Below are 15,227 nucleotides of genomic sequence, written 5' to 3'. Positions count from 1 at the left end.
AGAGAAAGTAAATGCCAACACTGCCAGAGATAAGCAGAACCCAAAAAACTGCACATCCCCAAAATATGGTCGCCCAGATATCTTTTGCACATGCATTCACGATTGATTTCTTATCCATCATGCAAACCTCATGATTTAGGCGTAAGCGCGCCCCTGCGGGTTTACGCCATAATTAAAGTTGAGTTATTTACGTTTAAATTCAGTCGGTCGGCGTTAGCGATTCAATATTGACGAAATACGGTGCAACATTGATTTCCACAACCGTTGCCGATTTAAGGTCTCGGGCTGCTTCCACAGTCCTGACCACCGGGCCACCGCGTAGCGCCCGGTTAGGCTGATAAATAAACGTGCTGCCTATTTTGTGCTGCTGGTTAAACAACTTTGCTTTGGAACCCATATCACACCGCCGCGATATTAATCGGGATGCTGGTCATCTTGCCGGACTCGTCCTTTTTCAGGAAACGAATATAGGTCTTGCTGACCGCCACCTGCAGAGACTCGGAAATACAATCCATGGCTTTAATCCAGCGTGGATCATCAATCTTGATGCGACGCAGCGATAAGATGCGTCCGGTGTTGAGCTTGCCTTCCTGGTCAACGGCGAACGCATCATTCACGATGGCTTTCAGGTTTTTGTTAGCACCCTCTGACCACTCGCTCAGGCACTCATCGATAATGTCCTTGGCCACCTGCAGCTCCGGCCCGAATGTCAGCGAGTCCTGCACGGCAATGCTGATTTGTTGGCTACCGTCGAACGATGGGAACGTGACGTTGCCTTTCAGGCCACCGCGCTGACGCCCGTATTTCTCCGCCACCAGATCGAGATAGGCATAACAATTGTCAAAGGACTTATTTTTAAAGGCCTTGATGCGCTGGCTCTCTTCCTCAGCCTCTTTGACCTGGGCGCGAACAAAGGCGTCCATTTCGATATCAAAAGGAGATACCTGCTCAATTGGCACCAGGCGGCCTTTGCGGTCTTTCATATAGCCTTCAGGAACGCCGTTATTTTTTGCAATTTCAGTGGTCATATAAATTCTCTCTCTTAACAGTCCAGAATAAAACGCAATTAACACCAGATAATGTGTGCGCCATGCCATATCGTCATTTTGACAGTGCGCTTAATTCCGTTTCGTGTTTCCGTGATTTCCACGGCACCCTTTACCCAATCTTGCAGTGGTGCTTCAACTTCAATAACCGGGCGGCGAAAATTAACATGGCACTCAACAACCTTTAACCCTACACGCGCCAGATAATTCAACTTCGACATAACCTTCTTATCGCTCACAGATAAATTACCCATCATCACATCCTCTTTAACTGACCTTTACCACGTAAAAGCCGCGCTAAACCGTAGGCTTTTTTAAACGAGGCTTTGCTGTTGAAATCGAGAATAATCATCTCCCTGGAGAAAGCATCCACATCCCAGACGATGCATTTCCCTTGGTGCTCCCATGAATACACATCAAAAATCAGACAACCCGGCTTGGTGCTAATGATATGTTGGGTGATTACGCCACGCCCCGGCCCTTGCTCCTGTATGCGTCTCAGAGCCTGAATTTCAGCATTAAGAGTCATATCCAGCCCCTAATTTCAGCTAATCAACATACCGGCGACTTTATTAACCATTGCCTCATCAATCGGCGTGGCGTTGATTTCGCTGGCGCGGATGGTGCCACGTGCCAATTTAAACAACCGGCGCGCGTTACCTTTTGATGCCTTGTAAAAGGCGGAAAAAACACTTTCGCTGCCAGCTTCCTCGACCATATTGGTGAGGATCTGCTGCAGGTCTGCCTGGGGCAGTTTCTCCTGCAGGTCGAGTGCAAAGCCGACGCGACTGTAAAGCTGCGCATACTCGCCGCGCTTACCTTTCAGGTTGATGATCAAACGCGGCATACCCGCCAGAACAACGCCAACGCCCGCCTTGTCGTGGATACGCCGTATCACTTCCAGCGCGCGATAGGGCAGGTTCTCGGCTTCATCAATCAGTACGGCCCGGCCAGTGCCGCGCAGCGCGGTAATGCAGCTCTCGCTCAACTCATGGATGGTGCCACGCTTACCAAGGCCCAGGCTCTCGCACAGTTCCTGCAGAAGCACCAGCGCGGTATAACCGGGGTCGGCCTCAATCAGGATGGCATCGCGATAGCGGCGTGCGTACTCTTTCAGCATCATGGTCTTGCCAAGGCCGGCGGCACCGAAGATCACGTTGATATCGTTTTCCAGGTGCGCCATACGAATGACCTCAAGGCCGCTCTTGGCGGTGACTGTCGGAACGAAATCAATATTCAGGTGGTGCAGCCGGTCTTTATCCGACTCGCGCTGAATAAAGCCGGACAGCTCGGATTCCAGGGTTTTAATATCACCGCTGTATTTTCCGCTCAGGAAAGTGCTGATCGCCGCCGGGCTGCGGCCAATGGCGCGCGCCACGTGGGATTGCGTGTATCCCTTGCGGGTCATCAGTTCGTCAAGTTGTACACTGATATTTGACATTATATTCTCCAATTACCGGGAGTTGACTTTCTTAAAATATTCTTCGCGTTCGGTTTCCAGCAGGAATAAAGGCTCTTTATCTTGCGGCTCCGGCTCGATTAACAGCCCGCCGAAATTAGGACGTTCGCCTTCAATAACCAGACTGTTTTCCTCTTTGGCCACCGCGATTTTTTCCTCAGCACGTTTGATGATGCCTTTGGTACGTTGATTCTGGCTGTGGTCTTTCGCCGAAATGGCAAACGGCGCTTTCTTGTTGCCGTCCCATACCGCATCACAAATAAAGGTTCCGTCCAGACTGCGAATAATCACCGTCTGCGGGTCGTGAATGTCGTAGCTGACGATCACTTCCTCGCCATGGTGGTTCAGCAACCCCATGGAGAAATACAGGTTGCCGAATATCTGCACCTCGCAACGACTGACCGTGCGCTTTTGCTGTGGCCGGAACATATCGCGCAGCTCGACCGCCGACGGATAGGCGATCACGGTTTCTTCCACTTCCAGCAGGTGACGACGGTAGGCCGCCGGGGTGTAGTGCTTGCCGTCCGGTGCCTTCGGCAGACTGCTGTGATGATGTCGGGTGTTGTACCAGTTGACCTCTTCCTCGATCACGTCCAGCAGTTGCTGCCAGGTCGGTATCATTCGCAACGCGGCCGCTTGCTTGTTGGTCAACTCGCGCCCCTGGCGAACGGCGTTAATAGCAGATTGCGCGATGCGTTTTCTTACCCTGACGGTCTCCTTATCCGCATCCTTACCGTGATAAGAATCAAAGGATTGCGCTGCGTATTTTGGGATACCCTTGTTGGGACGTTCGATAATACCGCGCCCTTGCGGGTTGCCGGGGATACCGGTACGGTGTTCAACGCCGCCATCTTCGATGCCCAACCGCGCCAGAATCCCCGTTACATCGGCATCCAGCGTTTTGCCGGTCTGGCCAGGGCCGTTATCCGAGTAGTAAATCCCGAACAGACCGTGCTGCTGCACACCGTGGCGAATGGCATCGGCAACAGCGATCACGTTCTCCGAAAGCGCCAGGCTCCAACCAACAATAAAGCGCGTCCGGGCATCAATAACCATGGTGATCTCTGGACTGAACGGCCGACCATGGACAGGGTGCTGCACGTCCAGCTTCATGTTGTGACCATCACCCACCCAGACCCCGTTAACCGGCACCTGCTCCCAATCACGGCGAATGAACGGATTGAGCGAACGCCAGGCAGAACCGGTGACGCGGTATTTTTGCGAGACCACAACCGGCAGTTTTTTCATGGCGCGGCGCACGGCATCCATTGACGGCATGGCTTCCAGTACATCCTCCTGATCGGCGAACTCTTGCGCCCACCATTTCTCGAAGCGGCGGTAAGCCTCGGAAATATTGAACCCGCGCGGGTCGCGGTAGATAGCCAGGAAGTCGGGCAACCAGCCGATAGTTTCCGGTTGCTTGACCTGGATCTTACCGGGTGCCAGCGTAGCCAGCCGCTCGCTGGCGTTGTCCGCCGCCATGTAGTCCGACAGCCACTGGTGTAAGCTGCTTTTGCCGACGCCACGGCGGGTCGACCCCTTACGAGCATTGGCCTTATCGGCAGCCTTCTGGAGGGTTGGCGGCAACGAGCTGGCCTGCGACTCCTTCGCGACCAATTCGACCGCCCCTTTGCGGGACATGCCACCATCCATAAGTCGCATCACCTCGACAACCAGCACCATGCGCGCGTCGGCAATCTCTTTCTGCCCGGTGGTGAGCGCGTTGGTCTTGCGCTCCAGCAGGGCAGGACATTTGCGCATCACTTCCAGCTCGCCGCGTGGTTTTATACCGATTTTAGCTTTGACCTCTCCAACCTCTACAGAGTGAGACGGAGCCTGATGTAGCAAGTCTGCATAGTACTTTTTGAGGATTTGTTCGCGTATATTGGCAGGGAGGGATTCCAAGGCATATTCAACCCCTCCGCCAGACGCTGCACGAGGCCGGAAAACCCAACATTCCTTCTTTGCTCTCAGGGACACGCCTTGAGGTGTTGTTGGGAGCATGTTTATTTTCATTGATGCAATTTGTTTGGCGCTGAAATAGATATTCGTGGAACTCATTTTATCACTCCCAGTCAGTTACCCTTTTAGCTAAGAATCCAGGAGCGAACTTCTTTAGCCTCCTTTGGTGATAACGCTCGGGCCAGATAATTTCCGGGGAAAGGCCTAGAGCATCCGCAATAATTTTTTCACCTTTGGGCCATGGACGATCCAGTGCGCTCTTCAATACAGTGCCGCTTTTGTACCCATGACTGAAAGCCAGTTGGCGGACAGACCAGCCACATTTGTGGAGAGCCGCAATGATATCCGCGCGATGCCAGTCTTTAGCTGTGGTATTCTTAGAAATTCCGTTGTCACTCATTTGTACACCCTTCATGTATCACACTTGTGGTGAGTATAACTCCATTTGAGTTGAAATCAATTATGAAAATGCAATTTCAACCACGAATGAGTTGATTAAAAAATGCAAAAGCTTACTTTTTAATTATCTATCAAGCATTTATGACAGGATTAAAGCTATGATGAAACTTGAAAATAATCTTTCAACCAACTCAAATGAGGTTGAAATGTCAATCAGAGGTATACACGAACGTATCTATCATATTCGAACTGAGGTTATAGACTGCTCAAGGGATGTATTAGCGAAGAGTCTTAAAGTGGGGCGCTCAACTATCCAGAATTATGAAAACGGCACAAGAGAACCCAGCGCCTCGTTCCTTGTTAGTCTGTCATCCCTTGCAGGTGTGCATATTGAATGGCTAATGACAGGGAAAGGAGCAAAGCTGACTAAAGATCAATCGGTTACCGAGGGGTATATAGAAAAAAATGATGTTTATGAGTTAATTGGTCAGCTCAGAATTCTGCCAGAGGCTGACATGCAGCTTGTTGAATCAAGAAAGCTTGCCTTCAGAAAAGATTGGTTAGAAAAGAAGAAGTTGGATGCAAAGTCGCTATGCATATCAGAGATAAAGGATGAGAGTATGGCTCCATTACTTTCAACGGGGGATATAGTACTGCTTTCGACCTTTCATTACAGGGAAGAAGTCGTTGTTGATGGGAGGTCTAGAACGACTTTCAGAACAGGTCTAGATCCGCATGATGATAAATCTTATGAGGTGATTAAAGATGGGCTGTACCTAGTCCGCGCAGGAGCGCATAGCCAGGTCAGAAGGGTTCAGCTTGACCCGCTTGGAGGCATCTTTATCACGGCAGACAACCCTGTTTACCAAACAATTCACATTGAAAAGGAGAAGTTCAGCCCTTCAATCATTGAAGCGAAGGTTGAATGGCTTGCCAAATCATTATGTTAACGCCGTTACGTCTTGGCTGTGTTAAAAGCTTCTTAAACTCTAATTAAAACGGATCAATCGGCGATCAAAGCTATCCAAAAATTATCGCGTTTTTTCGCCGTTTTTTTCCATTTCTCGCTCGATAGCCCAGAATCGATAAATACCGCTTAGAACCGCTCCCCACAAGGCATCGCAGCCTATCTGAGGTCTTCTCCGAGTGTCCAGAATTAATCACCCCCCCACATTGTCCAGGTAGGTCGACAGAAACGACAGCAGCACGATGCCAACGGCGAAGATCGCCAGCGAGAAAATAAAGGGTTTGCGCGAGATGCGCCCACGGTACAGGTCTTTGGCGAGTTGTCCGAGAGATTCCATCACAGTCCATTGTCGTGATCATTGCGGCGATAGCCGGGTGGCAAGCAGCCGGGCATTTTATCGGGGTAAAAGGGAGCGTCAAGGTGATAATTTTTCTCATTTAGTCGCGGTTGAGATTCCGCGCGGCCGCGCCGGGCGGAATCTCACCGTGCAAAACGTCACAATTTGGCACGTTTGGCTACCTGGCGCGGTAATTGGCGGCATAATCCTGTTTGTTCGCGTTGAACAATGCATTAACATAACTCCCACTTATCTCTTGCATGGCTATATGGATATCCGATGCGTCACCTGGTTGCGCTTTTACCGCTGATTACCTTGCTTGCTGCCTGTAGCAGCACGCCGAAACCCAGTACCACCGCTACGCCGCAGGGCACCCCGGTAAAGGGCGGCTTTTTGCTGAGCCCGGCGCACAGCGGCGCGCCGCTGGGTGGAGATTTCGCCAATAACCCGAATACCGCACGCTTTATCGATAAGATGGTGCGGGAACACGGCTTTGATCGACAGCAGCTGCACGACGTGCTGGCGCAGGCTCGGCGCCTGGATTCGGTGCTGCGGCTGATGGACAGGCAGGCGCCGAAACCGTCTACCCAGGGGCCTACCGGCCCGAACGGTTCCTGGCTGCGCTACCGCAACAAGTTCATCACGCCGGATAACGTGCAAAACGGCGTGGTGTTCTGGAATCAATATCAGGATGCGCTGCAGCGGGCCTGGCAGGTGTACGGCGTGCCGCCGGAGATCATCGTGGGGATTATCGGCGTGGAGACCCGCTGGGGCCGCGTAATGGGTAAAACCCGCATTATCGATGCACTGGCGACGCTGGCCTTCAACTACCCGCGCCGCGCCGATTACTTCGCCGGCGAGCTGGAAACCTTCCTGCTGATGTCGCGCACCGAGGGCGACGATCCGCTCGAACTGCGCGGCTCCTTCGCCGGCGCGATGGGCTATGGGCAGTTCATGCCGTCTTCCTTCAAGAGCTATGCGGTCGACTTCAACGGCGATGGTCATATCAACCTGTGGGATCCGGTCGATGCCATCGGCAGCGTGGCCAATTACTTCAAGGCGCACGGTTGGTCCAAAGGCGAGCCGGTCGCGATTCAGGCCAACGGCCAGGCGCCGGGGTTGGAAAACGGCTTCAAGACCCGCTACTCGGTCGCCGCGCTGGCGGAAGCCGGCCTAAGCCCGCAGGGTTCGCTCGGCGACAATCAGGAAGCCAGCCTGCTGCGGCTGGACGTCGGCACCGGCTACCAGTATTGGTACGGCCTGCCGAACTTCTACGTCATCACCCGCTATAACCACAGCACCCACTACGCCATGGCGGTATGGCAGCTGGGCGAAGCGGTAGGGCGCTCGGCGCGCGGCGGCTTCTGACGCTGCTTCAATAACGAAAAAGGCCGCTTGCGCGGCCTTTTTTACGTGCGGAACAATCAGAAATCGTAGCGTAGACGCACCACGGTCATATCGCCGAGGTTGTCGGTGCTCGATGTCAGCACGTGCTCTACGTCAACGCGGAAGCCGTAGTCAAACTGCACGGTAACCCCAAGGCCGTTGTCGATGCGCTGGTAGTTGCGGCCGCTGATGTATTCCAGGCGATCGCCCATAAAGTACGGCATCACCGATTTCACCGCGTACTGTCCCACCGGCACGGTATAACCGGCCAGGTATTCGATACCCCAGGCATCGCCGGCGAAGTAATTATTGATGTCGGTTTTCTTGGTGGTCAGGAAGTCGTGGTAGTAACCGCCGCCGAAAGTCAGCGTCCAGTTGTCCGGTTTCCAGCTGAGGGCGGTGCCGACGATGTGCTGATCGTAGCTCTTGCTGCCGCTGGTGGACGGATTGCGCATTTCGGCGCGGGTGTAGTTCCAGGCGGTGCCCCAGGTCAGATCCTGCGTGATGTGGTAATCCACGCCCAGTGAGCCGCCGCCTTTGCGCTTATAGCGCAGGCCGTTGCCCGGCAGGTAGTCGCTGTCGCTGAACAGGTACGAGGCATAAACGTCCGCATCGCCGAAGCGGTTCTTGTACTTCAGCATCTTGCGTGAACGGTAAGAACCGTCGTAGTCGCCGTTGATGCCGTTGCCCGGCGCCTGGGCCAGCATGTCGTAGTCCCAGATATCGGTCTTGGCGCCCACCACGTCATAGTAAACGCTGTTCTGCTGGCCGAAGGTCATCTGGCCCCAGGTGTTGCTTTTCAGGCCGGTGTACAGCATGCGGCGGCTGGTGTTTCTCGCGCCGTCGGCATAGTGGTGATCCCAGTCGAACAGCGCCGGAATGTTCACGCCCAGCTCGTAGTAGCTGATCCAGCTGATATCGTCGAACAGGTAGTAGTCCGCCGCGAAACGGAAGCGGGTGCCGCCGTCGAAGCCGTTACGCTTGTAGGAGCCCTTGTCGCCGTCGCCCGTCATGTTGTTGAACTGTGGACGGATGCTGCCGCCAACGGTGAAGTTCAGGCGGCTGAGCGGATCGCCGGCCTGCGGATCCTGCTTCAGCAGGGTGATTTCCGCCTGAGCGGCGAACGACGCGCTGCCGATCGCCAGACCCAGCGCCACCGCTTGAGTCAATACGCGCAATTTGATTGCCATGTGTTATCCCTGTTTTATGTATGACCGCCCCATCAGCGCCGCCATGCCGATGTTTTGCGCAAAACGCTGCGTTTTCACGCATTTTGACGGTTTTTTTGGTGTGTTAGCGGCGGGCGGCATTTGTAACATAAACAGTGACATAAAGAATTACTTTTCTTGCTAATTATCGACCGGTTTTTAACCATTTTGTGCGGTGAAAAGGGCCGTTGCGCATGTCTGGCGATTCGGATGAATTCATCTAACGCCAAGGTTTATATTTTTCATTTGTCAGTCACCGGCGCCAGCCTGTAATTTCAGCCGTGCAAGAGAGAATTAATTCGAGCCTTTCGCCGGCGTATTAACGTCAGCCTTTGTCTGCGTAATCGGCCGGCATGAATAAGCGATTGGGAGGTCGCCATGAGAAACCTGTTAATGTTGTTAGTGGGGCTGTTTTCACTGCCGGCGATGGCGGCGGAGTCGCACGTTTGCCATTCTCAAGCCTATGATTATGCAGAGGTTAGCAAGCTCAGGTTGTCTGACGACACCCTGTTTTCCTGCCGCGGCGTGGGGCGCCTGACGATCCCCGAATTAGCACGCAAAGGATGGAAGGTGATTCATTTGGCGCAGCAAACCGAATATACCGACTCCGTCGACAGCGATGGTGAGGTGATTAAGCTTTATCAGGAAATCGTGGTGTACAAAGAATAACGCGACGGTAGCCTGTTATTATTCTCGCGGCGGCGAGAACCCTATTATGAATGCGAGAATCGGAATCGACGGCAGGGCTGCCGCCGCGGCCAGCGCTTCACTTGGGATCGCGCCACGCTGTGCGCCTGTTTGCTGATCGCGCTGGTGTTAAGCGTGGTGAGTTGTTCTTATCTTATTTATTTTTACCGAAGGGTGGCACCAAAAATATAAATTATGGATGTTGATGTACAGAACTACCAAATAAGCTGCGAAAGCCAATTAATTATTCAGCTGCAAATATCCCGCTATGCCTGGGGCGTGCCGCTGATTACGCTCGGCGATAACGGTGATTTTACCGTGATACGAAGCCGAGGCTGGTCGAGGTTGGCTAATGGGATGCAATTGGAGGTTTATTATTTTACCAATAACTCCCTGCTGGCCTGGGATAAAAACCGCAAATATATCTCTTATTCAAAGGCCGGCCGGCTCTACGCCTGCGCGCTGAATTTTTCTTATTCCCCTAAAATAACGCGCTAGCCCTCCGGCCATCAGACCAGAGGGGCGATTTTCATGATCCACTGCTTAAACGCGAGGATTTTCGGCCACTGCCGCTCGGAGATGGTCGAGGTAAAATAGCAGTGCTCGCAGGGCACGGTCATGTCGGTGAAGGGAATGATCAGCTCGCCGCTTTTGATCCAGTCCTGCACCAGATTGAGCCGCCCCATGGCGACGCCAAGGTGTCGCGTGGCGGCCAGCACCGCGAGATCGGAACGGTCGAACTCCATGCTTTTGCTGTCGGTATCCAGCCCCAGCGCAAAGTGTTGCGACCAGGTTTGCCACTCGTCTTCGCCGGAGTTGTAGCGATCGTGCAGCAGCGTGCAGTGGGCCAAATTTTCCGGCGCATCGTACAGGCTATGTGCGGCGGCGTACTGCGGCGTACAGATCGGCACCATCGATTCCTGCATAAAGGCCTCGTCCAGATGCCGCCCCGAGGGCAGTTTGCCGAAGTACATCGCCAAATCCACGCCGCGGTTGGCCAGGTTGATGATCTCCTGCCCGGTCAGAATGTTGAGGTGAATGGTGGGGTGCTGGGCGATAAAATCGCCGATGCGCGGCAGCAGCAGGCATTGCACCAGAGACGGGTGCGAATAGAGGGTCAATGTCCCCGTCAGCTCGCGATTTTTGATGTCCAGAATTTCCTGATTCAGCGTGTGGAAGGAGCTGTCCAGCGCCCATTGCATGCGCTCGCCCTCCGGCGTCAGGGTAATTCTGCGATGAAAGCGTTGGAATAGCAGAAAACCCAACTCCTTTTCGAGCAAATTAATGCGGTGGCTTACGGCGCTGGGGGTGATCGACAATTCTTGCGCCGCCAGCGCAAAAGATAAATGACGGGCGACGCATTCGAAAGTATGCAGCCGGGAAAATTGATAGCTGGTCAGCGGGGTGGCCCGCTGTGAATGTTTTTTAGTGGGGAACATGCTATTTCTCCGTGCGCGCAATACAGCGATCTTAACATTTAATGGAGAGGAGGATAAACCCAGGTTGACGAATGGAGTCGAATTTTAACCTGATGGTTTTAATGATGTTGAGGGTAAGACGATTTATTGCACCAAGACCGTAAATAACCGCCGAGGGGTTTGGGTTGAGAAGACGATAAAAATCAGGAATACGCGAGGAAAATAAAATGGCTGTCGTTAAGCAGTGAGTAAAGGCGGCGTGCGACGGTATGAAAAAGAATGCCGCCTATTCCATGAGGGATATCGCCGTTTCGCCATAATAATCCGATGCCGCTGAATAGCCGTTAATCATCATTGTCGGCGTAACGGATGAATAAATCGAAAAGGCCATATGCCCGCACGGCATTGCCCGTTGGCCGATAGCACCGCGCCCGGTTGTCGTTAACCGGGCGCGGCGTTCAGGGAAAAGCGGTTTGCTCGCCGGCGCGTATCAACGGCGGCGCAGCAGCAGGCCGGTCAACAGGCCAGCGCCGGCAATGAGGGCTAATGCGGCGAGGGGGTTTTTCTTCATCATGCTGCCGGCGCAGCTCAGGGCGTCGCCGTATTTTTCTTGCAGCGCGCCCGCTGCATAGCGCGTGGCGCCTTCGGCCTGCAAACGTGGGTTTCCGGTGACGTCGCCCGCCATTTCCTGCGCCTTGCCCGCCACTTTTTCCATCATGCCATTGGCTTTTTCGCTGTTCATTGTGATGCGCTCCTAAGGTTCGATCCGTTAGGCTTCCGCACAGGGCGAAAGCCTGCATTTGCACCTCCATGTTATGCACTTCACTTTGAGCCTATAAGGGGCGTTTGCATCGGTGCGGATAGTGCATTTGCAGGCTACTTTCCGTTCCTGGCGGCCAGCCCGCCGGTAAACAGCCCGCGTTCTCTGGCCCAGACGATGGCTTCGCTGCGGCTGTGCACGCCAAGTTTGGAATAGACCGTCGCGACATGGTTGCGAATGGTGTTGAGCGCCAGATTGAGACGCGCCGCGATTTTCTTGTCCGGCAGCCCCTCGCAAATCAATTCCAGCACATCGCGCTCGCGCGGCGTGAGATCGCTGGCGGTCAATCCGGCCTGGTCGGGCCGGTTGATGCTTTTCACGTTGGCCAGTTTTTCAATCAGGGTTTGGCTGAACCAGGAGGCGTCCTGCATCACTTCTTCGATGGCGCTGACCAGCTCCAGCTCCGAGCGTTTGCGTTCGGTAATGTCCATGAGCACCAGCAGGTAGCAGGGCGCATTGTGGATGCTGACGGCATCCGCCGAGGCCACGCAGTCGATCGACTCGCTCCCTTTCTTGCGCACCCGGATGTCCAGCCCTTCGACGTTGCCGCTTTTTTCCAGCGCGGCAAACAAACGGCGGTTCGCCTCGGGATCGTCAATAAACGGGATCTCATCGATCGTCTTGCCGATCAAGGCTTCGGCGTCGTACTCGGTGGTGCGGGTAAAGGCTTCGTTGACGTCCAGCACGCGCCGCTCGTGCGCGGTACACAGCAACGTCGGCACCGGGCTCAGGCGAAATGCCTTGGCGAACCGCTCTTCACTTTCCCGCAGCGCCGATTCCGCCTGGCGCCGGGGTTCGAGATCGGTAAAAGTGAACAGCATGCAGTCGTCTTCATTGATGTCCAGCGGTTGGCCGGCAACCACCACCAGCTTGCTTCCGCCACCGGGCAGTTTCAGCTCGGCCTCCATTTGCGGAATGGTGGCGCCTTCCCCCAGGCGCTGTATCGCCAGATCTTTGTGCTCCGCCTGTTCCAAAACGTCGAGTTCATAAACCGAACGGCCCATGACCTGTTCACGCTGGTAACCGGTCATATCGAGGAACCCCTGGTTGACCTTGACGTAGCGCAGGTCGCTTAGCCGACAAATGACCGCCGGCGCCGGATTGGCGTTGAAGGTTTTTTCAAAGCGCTGTTCGGCGCTGGCCCACTCCGTCGCGTCGCTCAGGATCAGCGCCAGCAGCTCCGGTTGCCCCTGCGCATCGGTGATAATCAGGCTCCGCAGGCGGTGCACCCAGAAGCTGTCCGGATCGTCGGCCTGCCGAACCTCCACCACCACATCGGTGAAGGTCTCGCCATCGGCAACCCGGTTCAGCGGATACTGTTCCAAAGCCAGCGGATGATTGTTGCGATAGCGCAGGGCAAAACGCGCCGCGTACTCGCCGGCATTGGCCCCCAGAGCTTTCTGATGACTCACGCCATGCATGGCCAACGCGGCCTCGTTGGCCCAGAGCAGCGTTCGATCGGTATCCGTCAGGATCACGCCGTCGGACAAGCCGGAGATGATTTGCTGCAGGTGGCCGCGGTGGGTTTCGCTGGCCAGGACGGATTGGCTCATGTGTTCTCCGCTAGACAGAAGGGAGCGGCCTCTGACCGGGGCCGCGGGTTACGCTACTCGCTGAGCAGCTTAGTGCATAACGTGCGTATTCGCAGGGTGTGAATGCACTAGTCATTCTGGCGCAAATGAACCGGGACGGCCGACGACGCCACGCGGCAGACTGCATCTGTCTGCGCGGTTATCCGCCGTGCGTGCAATCACTTGTCCAGAAAATATAAGGAACAACGATGACCACTGTCTATGAATCAAATCGCTTTGCGTTTCAGGTGTCATGGGGCTCGATATTGGCCGGGAGTGCCGTGGCGCTGGTGACTTATCTGATCTTCAGCGTGCTGGGCACGGCTATCGGCGCCCAGGCCGTGGATATGATGCAAAAGGGTAACCCGCTGAGCGGCTTTGGCACCGGCACCGGGATCTGGCTGCTGGTTTCAACGCTGGCGTCGCTGGCCGCAGGCGCGTTCGTCGCCGGCCGCACCGCACCGAACCGCGGCGGCTTGCATGGCCTGCTGAGCTGGGCGATCACCACCTTGCTGACCACCTGGCTGGTGGTTTCATTGGCGAGTGGCGTGGTGGGGCTGGCGGGCAGCGCGGTGGGCAAAGGGCTTTCGCTGGCGGGCAGCGGCCTGGCGGCGGCGCCAAACGTGGGCGAAGGCCTCAAGCAACAGCTGGATAAAAAGGGCATCAGCCTTGACTGGGGAAGCCTGGAAAACCAGTTGAACGCCACGCTCAAGCAGACCGGCAAGCCGGAACTGGATCCGGCTCGGTTGGAACAGAAGGCCGATAGGGCGACCGCCGACGGCAAGCAATCGGCCATGGACGCGGCTGCCGATCCGGCGCAGGCCGCCTCCGAGCTCAAGCAGTGGTTCGACCGTATCAAGCAGTCCGGTGAGCCGACGTTGAGCGCCGCCGACAAGGATGCGCTGGTGAATATCGTTGCGGCGCGCACCGGCAAAAGCCGCGATGAAGCGAGCCAAATCGTCGATAACTATGCTCAGGCTTACCAGCAGGCGGTGCAGAAAGTGGAAAAACTCAAGGCCGAGGCCGAGCAGAAAGCGCGTGAAGCGGCCGACGAAGCGGCCAAACAGCTGTCGCGCGCCGCTTGGGGTTCGCTGTTGATGCTGCTGTTGGGCGCCGCGCTGAGCGCCGGCGTGGGGCGGATTGCCGAATCAACCCGCCGCACTGTCGCGGTAAGTTGAGATGAAAAAAAACCTGTCGTGCATCTCGCTGAATTATCGAAAAGTAGCGGGGGCCTCTGCGCCCGTGCTCGTCATCGATTTTTGCAACGAGAATAACGAGCGCTACACCCTGCGCTACAACCTGCCGCCGGATACCCCGGAACGCACCGAGCGGCGGGTATCTTTGCTGCTGTATCTGTTGCGCAAGCACAGATCTGCAGAGATCGACAACCTGGCTGATTAATCAGGCCGTTAATGAAAGGCCCGGCCTTATAGGCTGGGCTTTTTACTGGGCAATCAGGCTATTCTGGCAACAACGCACGGTGCGAGTCGGCATGAGGCTTTTACGTTGGAGGGCCGGCGGTTCACGGTGGGCAAAGTAGCGCCCCAATTGGCGTGGAGGGTAAAATAGGGCATCGAGCAAGATGTGTTAAAATATCGGTTCTTCTCAGCGCAGGAAAAAGATAAAAGAAGCTCCCTATTACGATCTGTGATTTTCTGGCCCGATGTTCAGAAAATGAGCCTGTCCCTATCTTCTTTTCAAACGCTGTTCATGCTTTTATTCATTAGCCTCAATACGTTTTATCAGTCAGCCTGATTATAAAATGCATTTTAATTTGCAATGATGAAATTCCTATTTGGTCATGCAATTGGGATGCAAAAAAACACTTTAAGATAAAACAATTAACATAAAGTGTGATTTGCCCCGGCGGGGCAAATGCATCTTTAATGGATGCACTTTGCGTGGCGCATTTTTTATTCGCGTGTTTTTCGCAAGCGTATTTATATAACATGATCATTTTCAGTTAT

The 15,227-nt window shown here is 54.6% G+C and carries 18 protein-coding genes; 6 read left to right on the top strand and 12 right to left on the bottom strand.

Annotated elements, in window-relative coordinates; genetic code table 11:
• Positions 1-199: 199 nt before the first annotated feature.
• From ACJ8IM_RS04185 to ACJ8IM_RS04155, 7 genes are read right to left on the bottom strand one after another with little or no spacing between them, the layout of a single operon-like run.
• Positions 200-397, bottom strand: a complete 198-nt coding sequence (locus tag ACJ8IM_RS04185; RefSeq protein WP_060423238.1) for a hypothetical protein — start codon at positions 395-397, stop codon at positions 200-202.
• Position 398: 1 nt separating this feature from the next.
• Positions 399-1,028: a DUF3164 family protein gene (locus ACJ8IM_RS04180; protein ID WP_040175229.1), complete on the bottom strand. Its 630-nt coding sequence runs from the start codon at positions 1,026-1,028 to the stop codon at positions 399-401.
• A 38-nt stretch (positions 1,029-1,066) separates the two neighbouring features.
• Positions 1,067-1,303 (bottom strand): hypothetical protein, encoded by a 237-nt coding sequence (locus ACJ8IM_RS04175; protein ID WP_230202067.1) that lies wholly within the window; start codon positions 1,301-1,303, stop codon positions 1,067-1,069.
• Complete coding sequence (locus ACJ8IM_RS04170; protein WP_060423244.1) at positions 1,303-1,575, bottom strand: hypothetical protein; 273 nt, start codon at positions 1,573-1,575, stop codon at positions 1,303-1,305. Before ACJ8IM_RS04170 ends, ACJ8IM_RS04175 begins: the two co-directional genes overlap by 1 nt.
• Positions 1,576-1,590: 15 nt before the next feature.
• Positions 1,591-2,487 carry an AAA family ATPase gene (locus ACJ8IM_RS04165; protein ID WP_060423247.1) on the bottom strand — a complete coding sequence of 299 codons (897 nt, stop codon included), beginning with the start codon at positions 2,485-2,487 and terminating at the stop codon, positions 1,591-1,593.
• Positions 2,488-2,499: 12 nt separating this feature from the next.
• Positions 2,500-4,566 carry a Mu transposase C-terminal domain-containing protein gene (locus ACJ8IM_RS04160; protein ID WP_080437599.1) on the bottom strand — a complete coding sequence of 689 codons (2,067 nt, stop codon included), beginning with the start codon at positions 4,564-4,566 and terminating at the stop codon, positions 2,500-2,502.
• 4 nt (positions 4,567-4,570) lie between these two features.
• Complete coding sequence (locus ACJ8IM_RS04155; RefSeq protein WP_052463103.1) at positions 4,571-4,867, bottom strand: helix-turn-helix domain-containing protein; 297 nt, start codon at positions 4,865-4,867, stop codon at positions 4,571-4,573.
• A 157-nt stretch (positions 4,868-5,024) separates the two neighbouring features.
• Between ACJ8IM_RS04155 and ACJ8IM_RS04150 the strand changes: the two genes are divergently transcribed.
• Positions 5,025-5,816 carry an XRE family transcriptional regulator gene (locus ACJ8IM_RS04150; RefSeq protein WP_072270396.1) on the top strand — a complete coding sequence of 264 codons (792 nt, stop codon included), beginning with the start codon at positions 5,025-5,027 and terminating at the stop codon, positions 5,814-5,816.
• Between the two features lie 210 nt (positions 5,817-6,026).
• Here the strand turns inward: ACJ8IM_RS04150 and ACJ8IM_RS04145 are convergent, their stop codons facing one another.
• Positions 6,027-6,170: a hypothetical protein gene (locus ACJ8IM_RS04145; RefSeq protein WP_308317432.1), complete on the bottom strand. Its 144-nt coding sequence runs from the start codon at positions 6,168-6,170 to the stop codon at positions 6,027-6,029.
• 279 nt (positions 6,171-6,449) lie between these two features.
• Between ACJ8IM_RS04145 and mltB the strand changes: the two genes are divergently transcribed.
• On the top strand, positions 6,450-7,538 hold the full coding sequence (gene mltB, locus ACJ8IM_RS04140) for a lytic murein transglycosylase B (RefSeq protein WP_033648101.1): 1,089 nt from the start codon (positions 6,450-6,452) through the stop codon (positions 7,536-7,538).
• Between the two features lie 56 nt (positions 7,539-7,594).
• On the opposite strand, the gene ACJ8IM_RS04135 is transcribed toward mltB, so the two are convergent.
• Positions 7,595-8,746, bottom strand: coding sequence for a porin (locus tag ACJ8IM_RS04135; protein ID WP_033635409.1), 1,152 nt, complete (start codon positions 8,744-8,746; stop codon positions 7,595-7,597).
• Between the two features lie 396 nt (positions 8,747-9,142).
• Between ACJ8IM_RS04135 and ACJ8IM_RS04130 the strand changes: the two genes are divergently transcribed.
• Both ACJ8IM_RS04130 and ACJ8IM_RS04125 read left to right on the top strand, forming a co-directional pair.
• The gene (locus ACJ8IM_RS04130) at positions 9,143-9,433 is read left to right on the top strand and encodes a hypothetical protein (protein ID WP_015378635.1); all 291 of its coding nucleotides are present in this window, start codon (positions 9,143-9,145) and stop codon (positions 9,431-9,433) included.
• A gap of 213 nt (positions 9,434-9,646) precedes the next feature.
• Positions 9,647-9,949 (top strand): hypothetical protein, encoded by a 303-nt coding sequence (locus ACJ8IM_RS04125; RefSeq protein ID WP_033653715.1) that lies wholly within the window; start codon positions 9,647-9,649, stop codon positions 9,947-9,949.
• 11 nt (positions 9,950-9,960) lie between these two features.
• Here ACJ8IM_RS04125 and dsdC read toward each other — a convergent pair whose 3' ends face one another.
• The 3 genes from dsdC to ACJ8IM_RS04110 all read right to left on the bottom strand — a co-directional run bounded on the left by dsdC (position 9,961) and on the right by ACJ8IM_RS04110 (position 13,242).
• On the bottom strand, positions 9,961-10,890 hold the full coding sequence (gene dsdC, locus ACJ8IM_RS04120) for a DNA-binding transcriptional regulator DsdC (RefSeq protein ID WP_033653716.1): 930 nt from the start codon (positions 10,888-10,890) through the stop codon (positions 9,961-9,963).
• A 469-nt stretch (positions 10,891-11,359) separates the two neighbouring features.
• Positions 11,360-11,611, bottom strand: a complete 252-nt coding sequence (locus ACJ8IM_RS04115; protein ID WP_033648096.1) for a CsbD family protein — start codon at positions 11,609-11,611, stop codon at positions 11,360-11,362.
• A gap of 134 nt (positions 11,612-11,745) precedes the next feature.
• Positions 11,746-13,242, bottom strand: coding sequence for a helix-turn-helix transcriptional regulator (locus tag ACJ8IM_RS04110; RefSeq protein ID WP_033653717.1), 1,497 nt, complete (start codon positions 13,240-13,242; stop codon positions 11,746-11,748).
• 227 nt (positions 13,243-13,469) lie between these two features.
• On the opposite strand from ACJ8IM_RS04110, the gene ACJ8IM_RS04105 reads away from it, so the two are divergent.
• Together ACJ8IM_RS04105 and ACJ8IM_RS04100 are read left to right on the top strand one after the other, a co-directional pair.
• The gene (locus ACJ8IM_RS04105; protein ID WP_101455542.1) at positions 13,470-14,438 is read left to right on the top strand and encodes a TIGR04086 family membrane protein; all 969 of its coding nucleotides are present in this window, start codon (positions 13,470-13,472) and stop codon (positions 14,436-14,438) included.
• A 1-nt stretch (position 14,439) separates the two neighbouring features.
• On the top strand, positions 14,440-14,661 hold the full coding sequence (locus ACJ8IM_RS04100; RefSeq protein ID WP_004936288.1) for a hypothetical protein: 222 nt from the start codon (positions 14,440-14,442) through the stop codon (positions 14,659-14,661).
• Positions 14,662-15,227 lie beyond the last annotated feature (566 nt).

Source organism: Serratia sp. CY33525, from assembly GCF_052169115.1.
Taxonomy (GTDB): domain Bacteria; phylum Pseudomonadota; class Gammaproteobacteria; order Enterobacterales; family Enterobacteriaceae; genus Serratia; species Serratia sarumanii.
Note: the sequence above shows the minus strand (reverse complement) of the source record. Positions and strands in the feature narration are given on the sequence as shown.

Bases quoted from the DNA above. Each gene is read 5' to 3' on its own strand.
- ACJ8IM_RS04130 (WP_015378635.1), top strand. From the start codon at position 9,143: ATGAGAAACCTGTTAATGTTGTTAGTGGGGCTGTTTTCACTGCCGGCG.
- ACJ8IM_RS04100 (WP_004936288.1), top strand. From the start codon at position 14,440: ATGAAAAAAAACCTGTCGTGCATCTCGCTGAATTATCGAAAAGTAGCG.
- ACJ8IM_RS04115 (WP_033648096.1), bottom strand. From the start codon at position 11,611: ATGAACAGCGAAAAAGCCAATGGCATGATGGAAAAAGTGGCGGGCAAG.
- ACJ8IM_RS04170 (WP_060423244.1), bottom strand. From the start codon at position 1,575: ATGACTCTTAATGCTGAAATTCAGGCTCTGAGACGCATACAGGAGCAA.
- ACJ8IM_RS04180 (WP_040175229.1), bottom strand. From the start codon at position 1,028: ATGACCACTGAAATTGCAAAAAATAACGGCGTTCCTGAAGGCTATATG.
- ACJ8IM_RS04105 (WP_101455542.1), top strand. From the start codon at position 13,470: ATGACCACTGTCTATGAATCAAATCGCTTTGCGTTTCAGGTGTCATGG.
- ACJ8IM_RS04145 (WP_308317432.1), bottom strand. From the start codon at position 6,170: ATGGAATCTCTCGGACAACTCGCCAAAGACCTGTACCGTGGGCGCATC.
- ACJ8IM_RS04160 (WP_080437599.1), bottom strand. From the start codon at position 4,566: ATGAGTTCCACGAATATCTATTTCAGCGCCAAACAAATTGCATCAATG.
- mltB (WP_033648101.1), top strand. From the start codon at position 6,450: ATGCGTCACCTGGTTGCGCTTTTACCGCTGATTACCTTGCTTGCTGCC.
- ACJ8IM_RS04125 (WP_033653715.1), top strand. From the start codon at position 9,647: ATGGATGTTGATGTACAGAACTACCAAATAAGCTGCGAAAGCCAATTA.
- ACJ8IM_RS04185 (WP_060423238.1), bottom strand. From the start codon at position 397: ATGGGTTCCAAAGCAAAGTTGTTTAACCAGCAGCACAAAATAGGCAGC.
- ACJ8IM_RS04165 (WP_060423247.1), bottom strand. From the start codon at position 2,487: ATGTCAAATATCAGTGTACAACTTGACGAACTGATGACCCGCAAGGGA.
- ACJ8IM_RS04150 (WP_072270396.1), top strand. From the start codon at position 5,025: ATGATGAAACTTGAAAATAATCTTTCAACCAACTCAAATGAGGTTGAA.
- dsdC (WP_033653716.1), bottom strand. From the start codon at position 10,890: ATGTTCCCCACTAAAAAACATTCACAGCGGGCCACCCCGCTGACCAGC.
- ACJ8IM_RS04110 (WP_033653717.1), bottom strand. From the start codon at position 13,242: ATGAGCCAATCCGTCCTGGCCAGCGAAACCCACCGCGGCCACCTGCAG.
- ACJ8IM_RS04155 (WP_052463103.1), bottom strand. From the start codon at position 4,867: ATGAGTGACAACGGAATTTCTAAGAATACCACAGCTAAAGACTGGCAT.
- ACJ8IM_RS04135 (WP_033635409.1), bottom strand. From the start codon at position 8,746: ATGGCAATCAAATTGCGCGTATTGACTCAAGCGGTGGCGCTGGGTCTG.
- ACJ8IM_RS04175 (WP_230202067.1), bottom strand. From the start codon at position 1,303: ATGATGGGTAATTTATCTGTGAGCGATAAGAAGGTTATGTCGAAGTTG.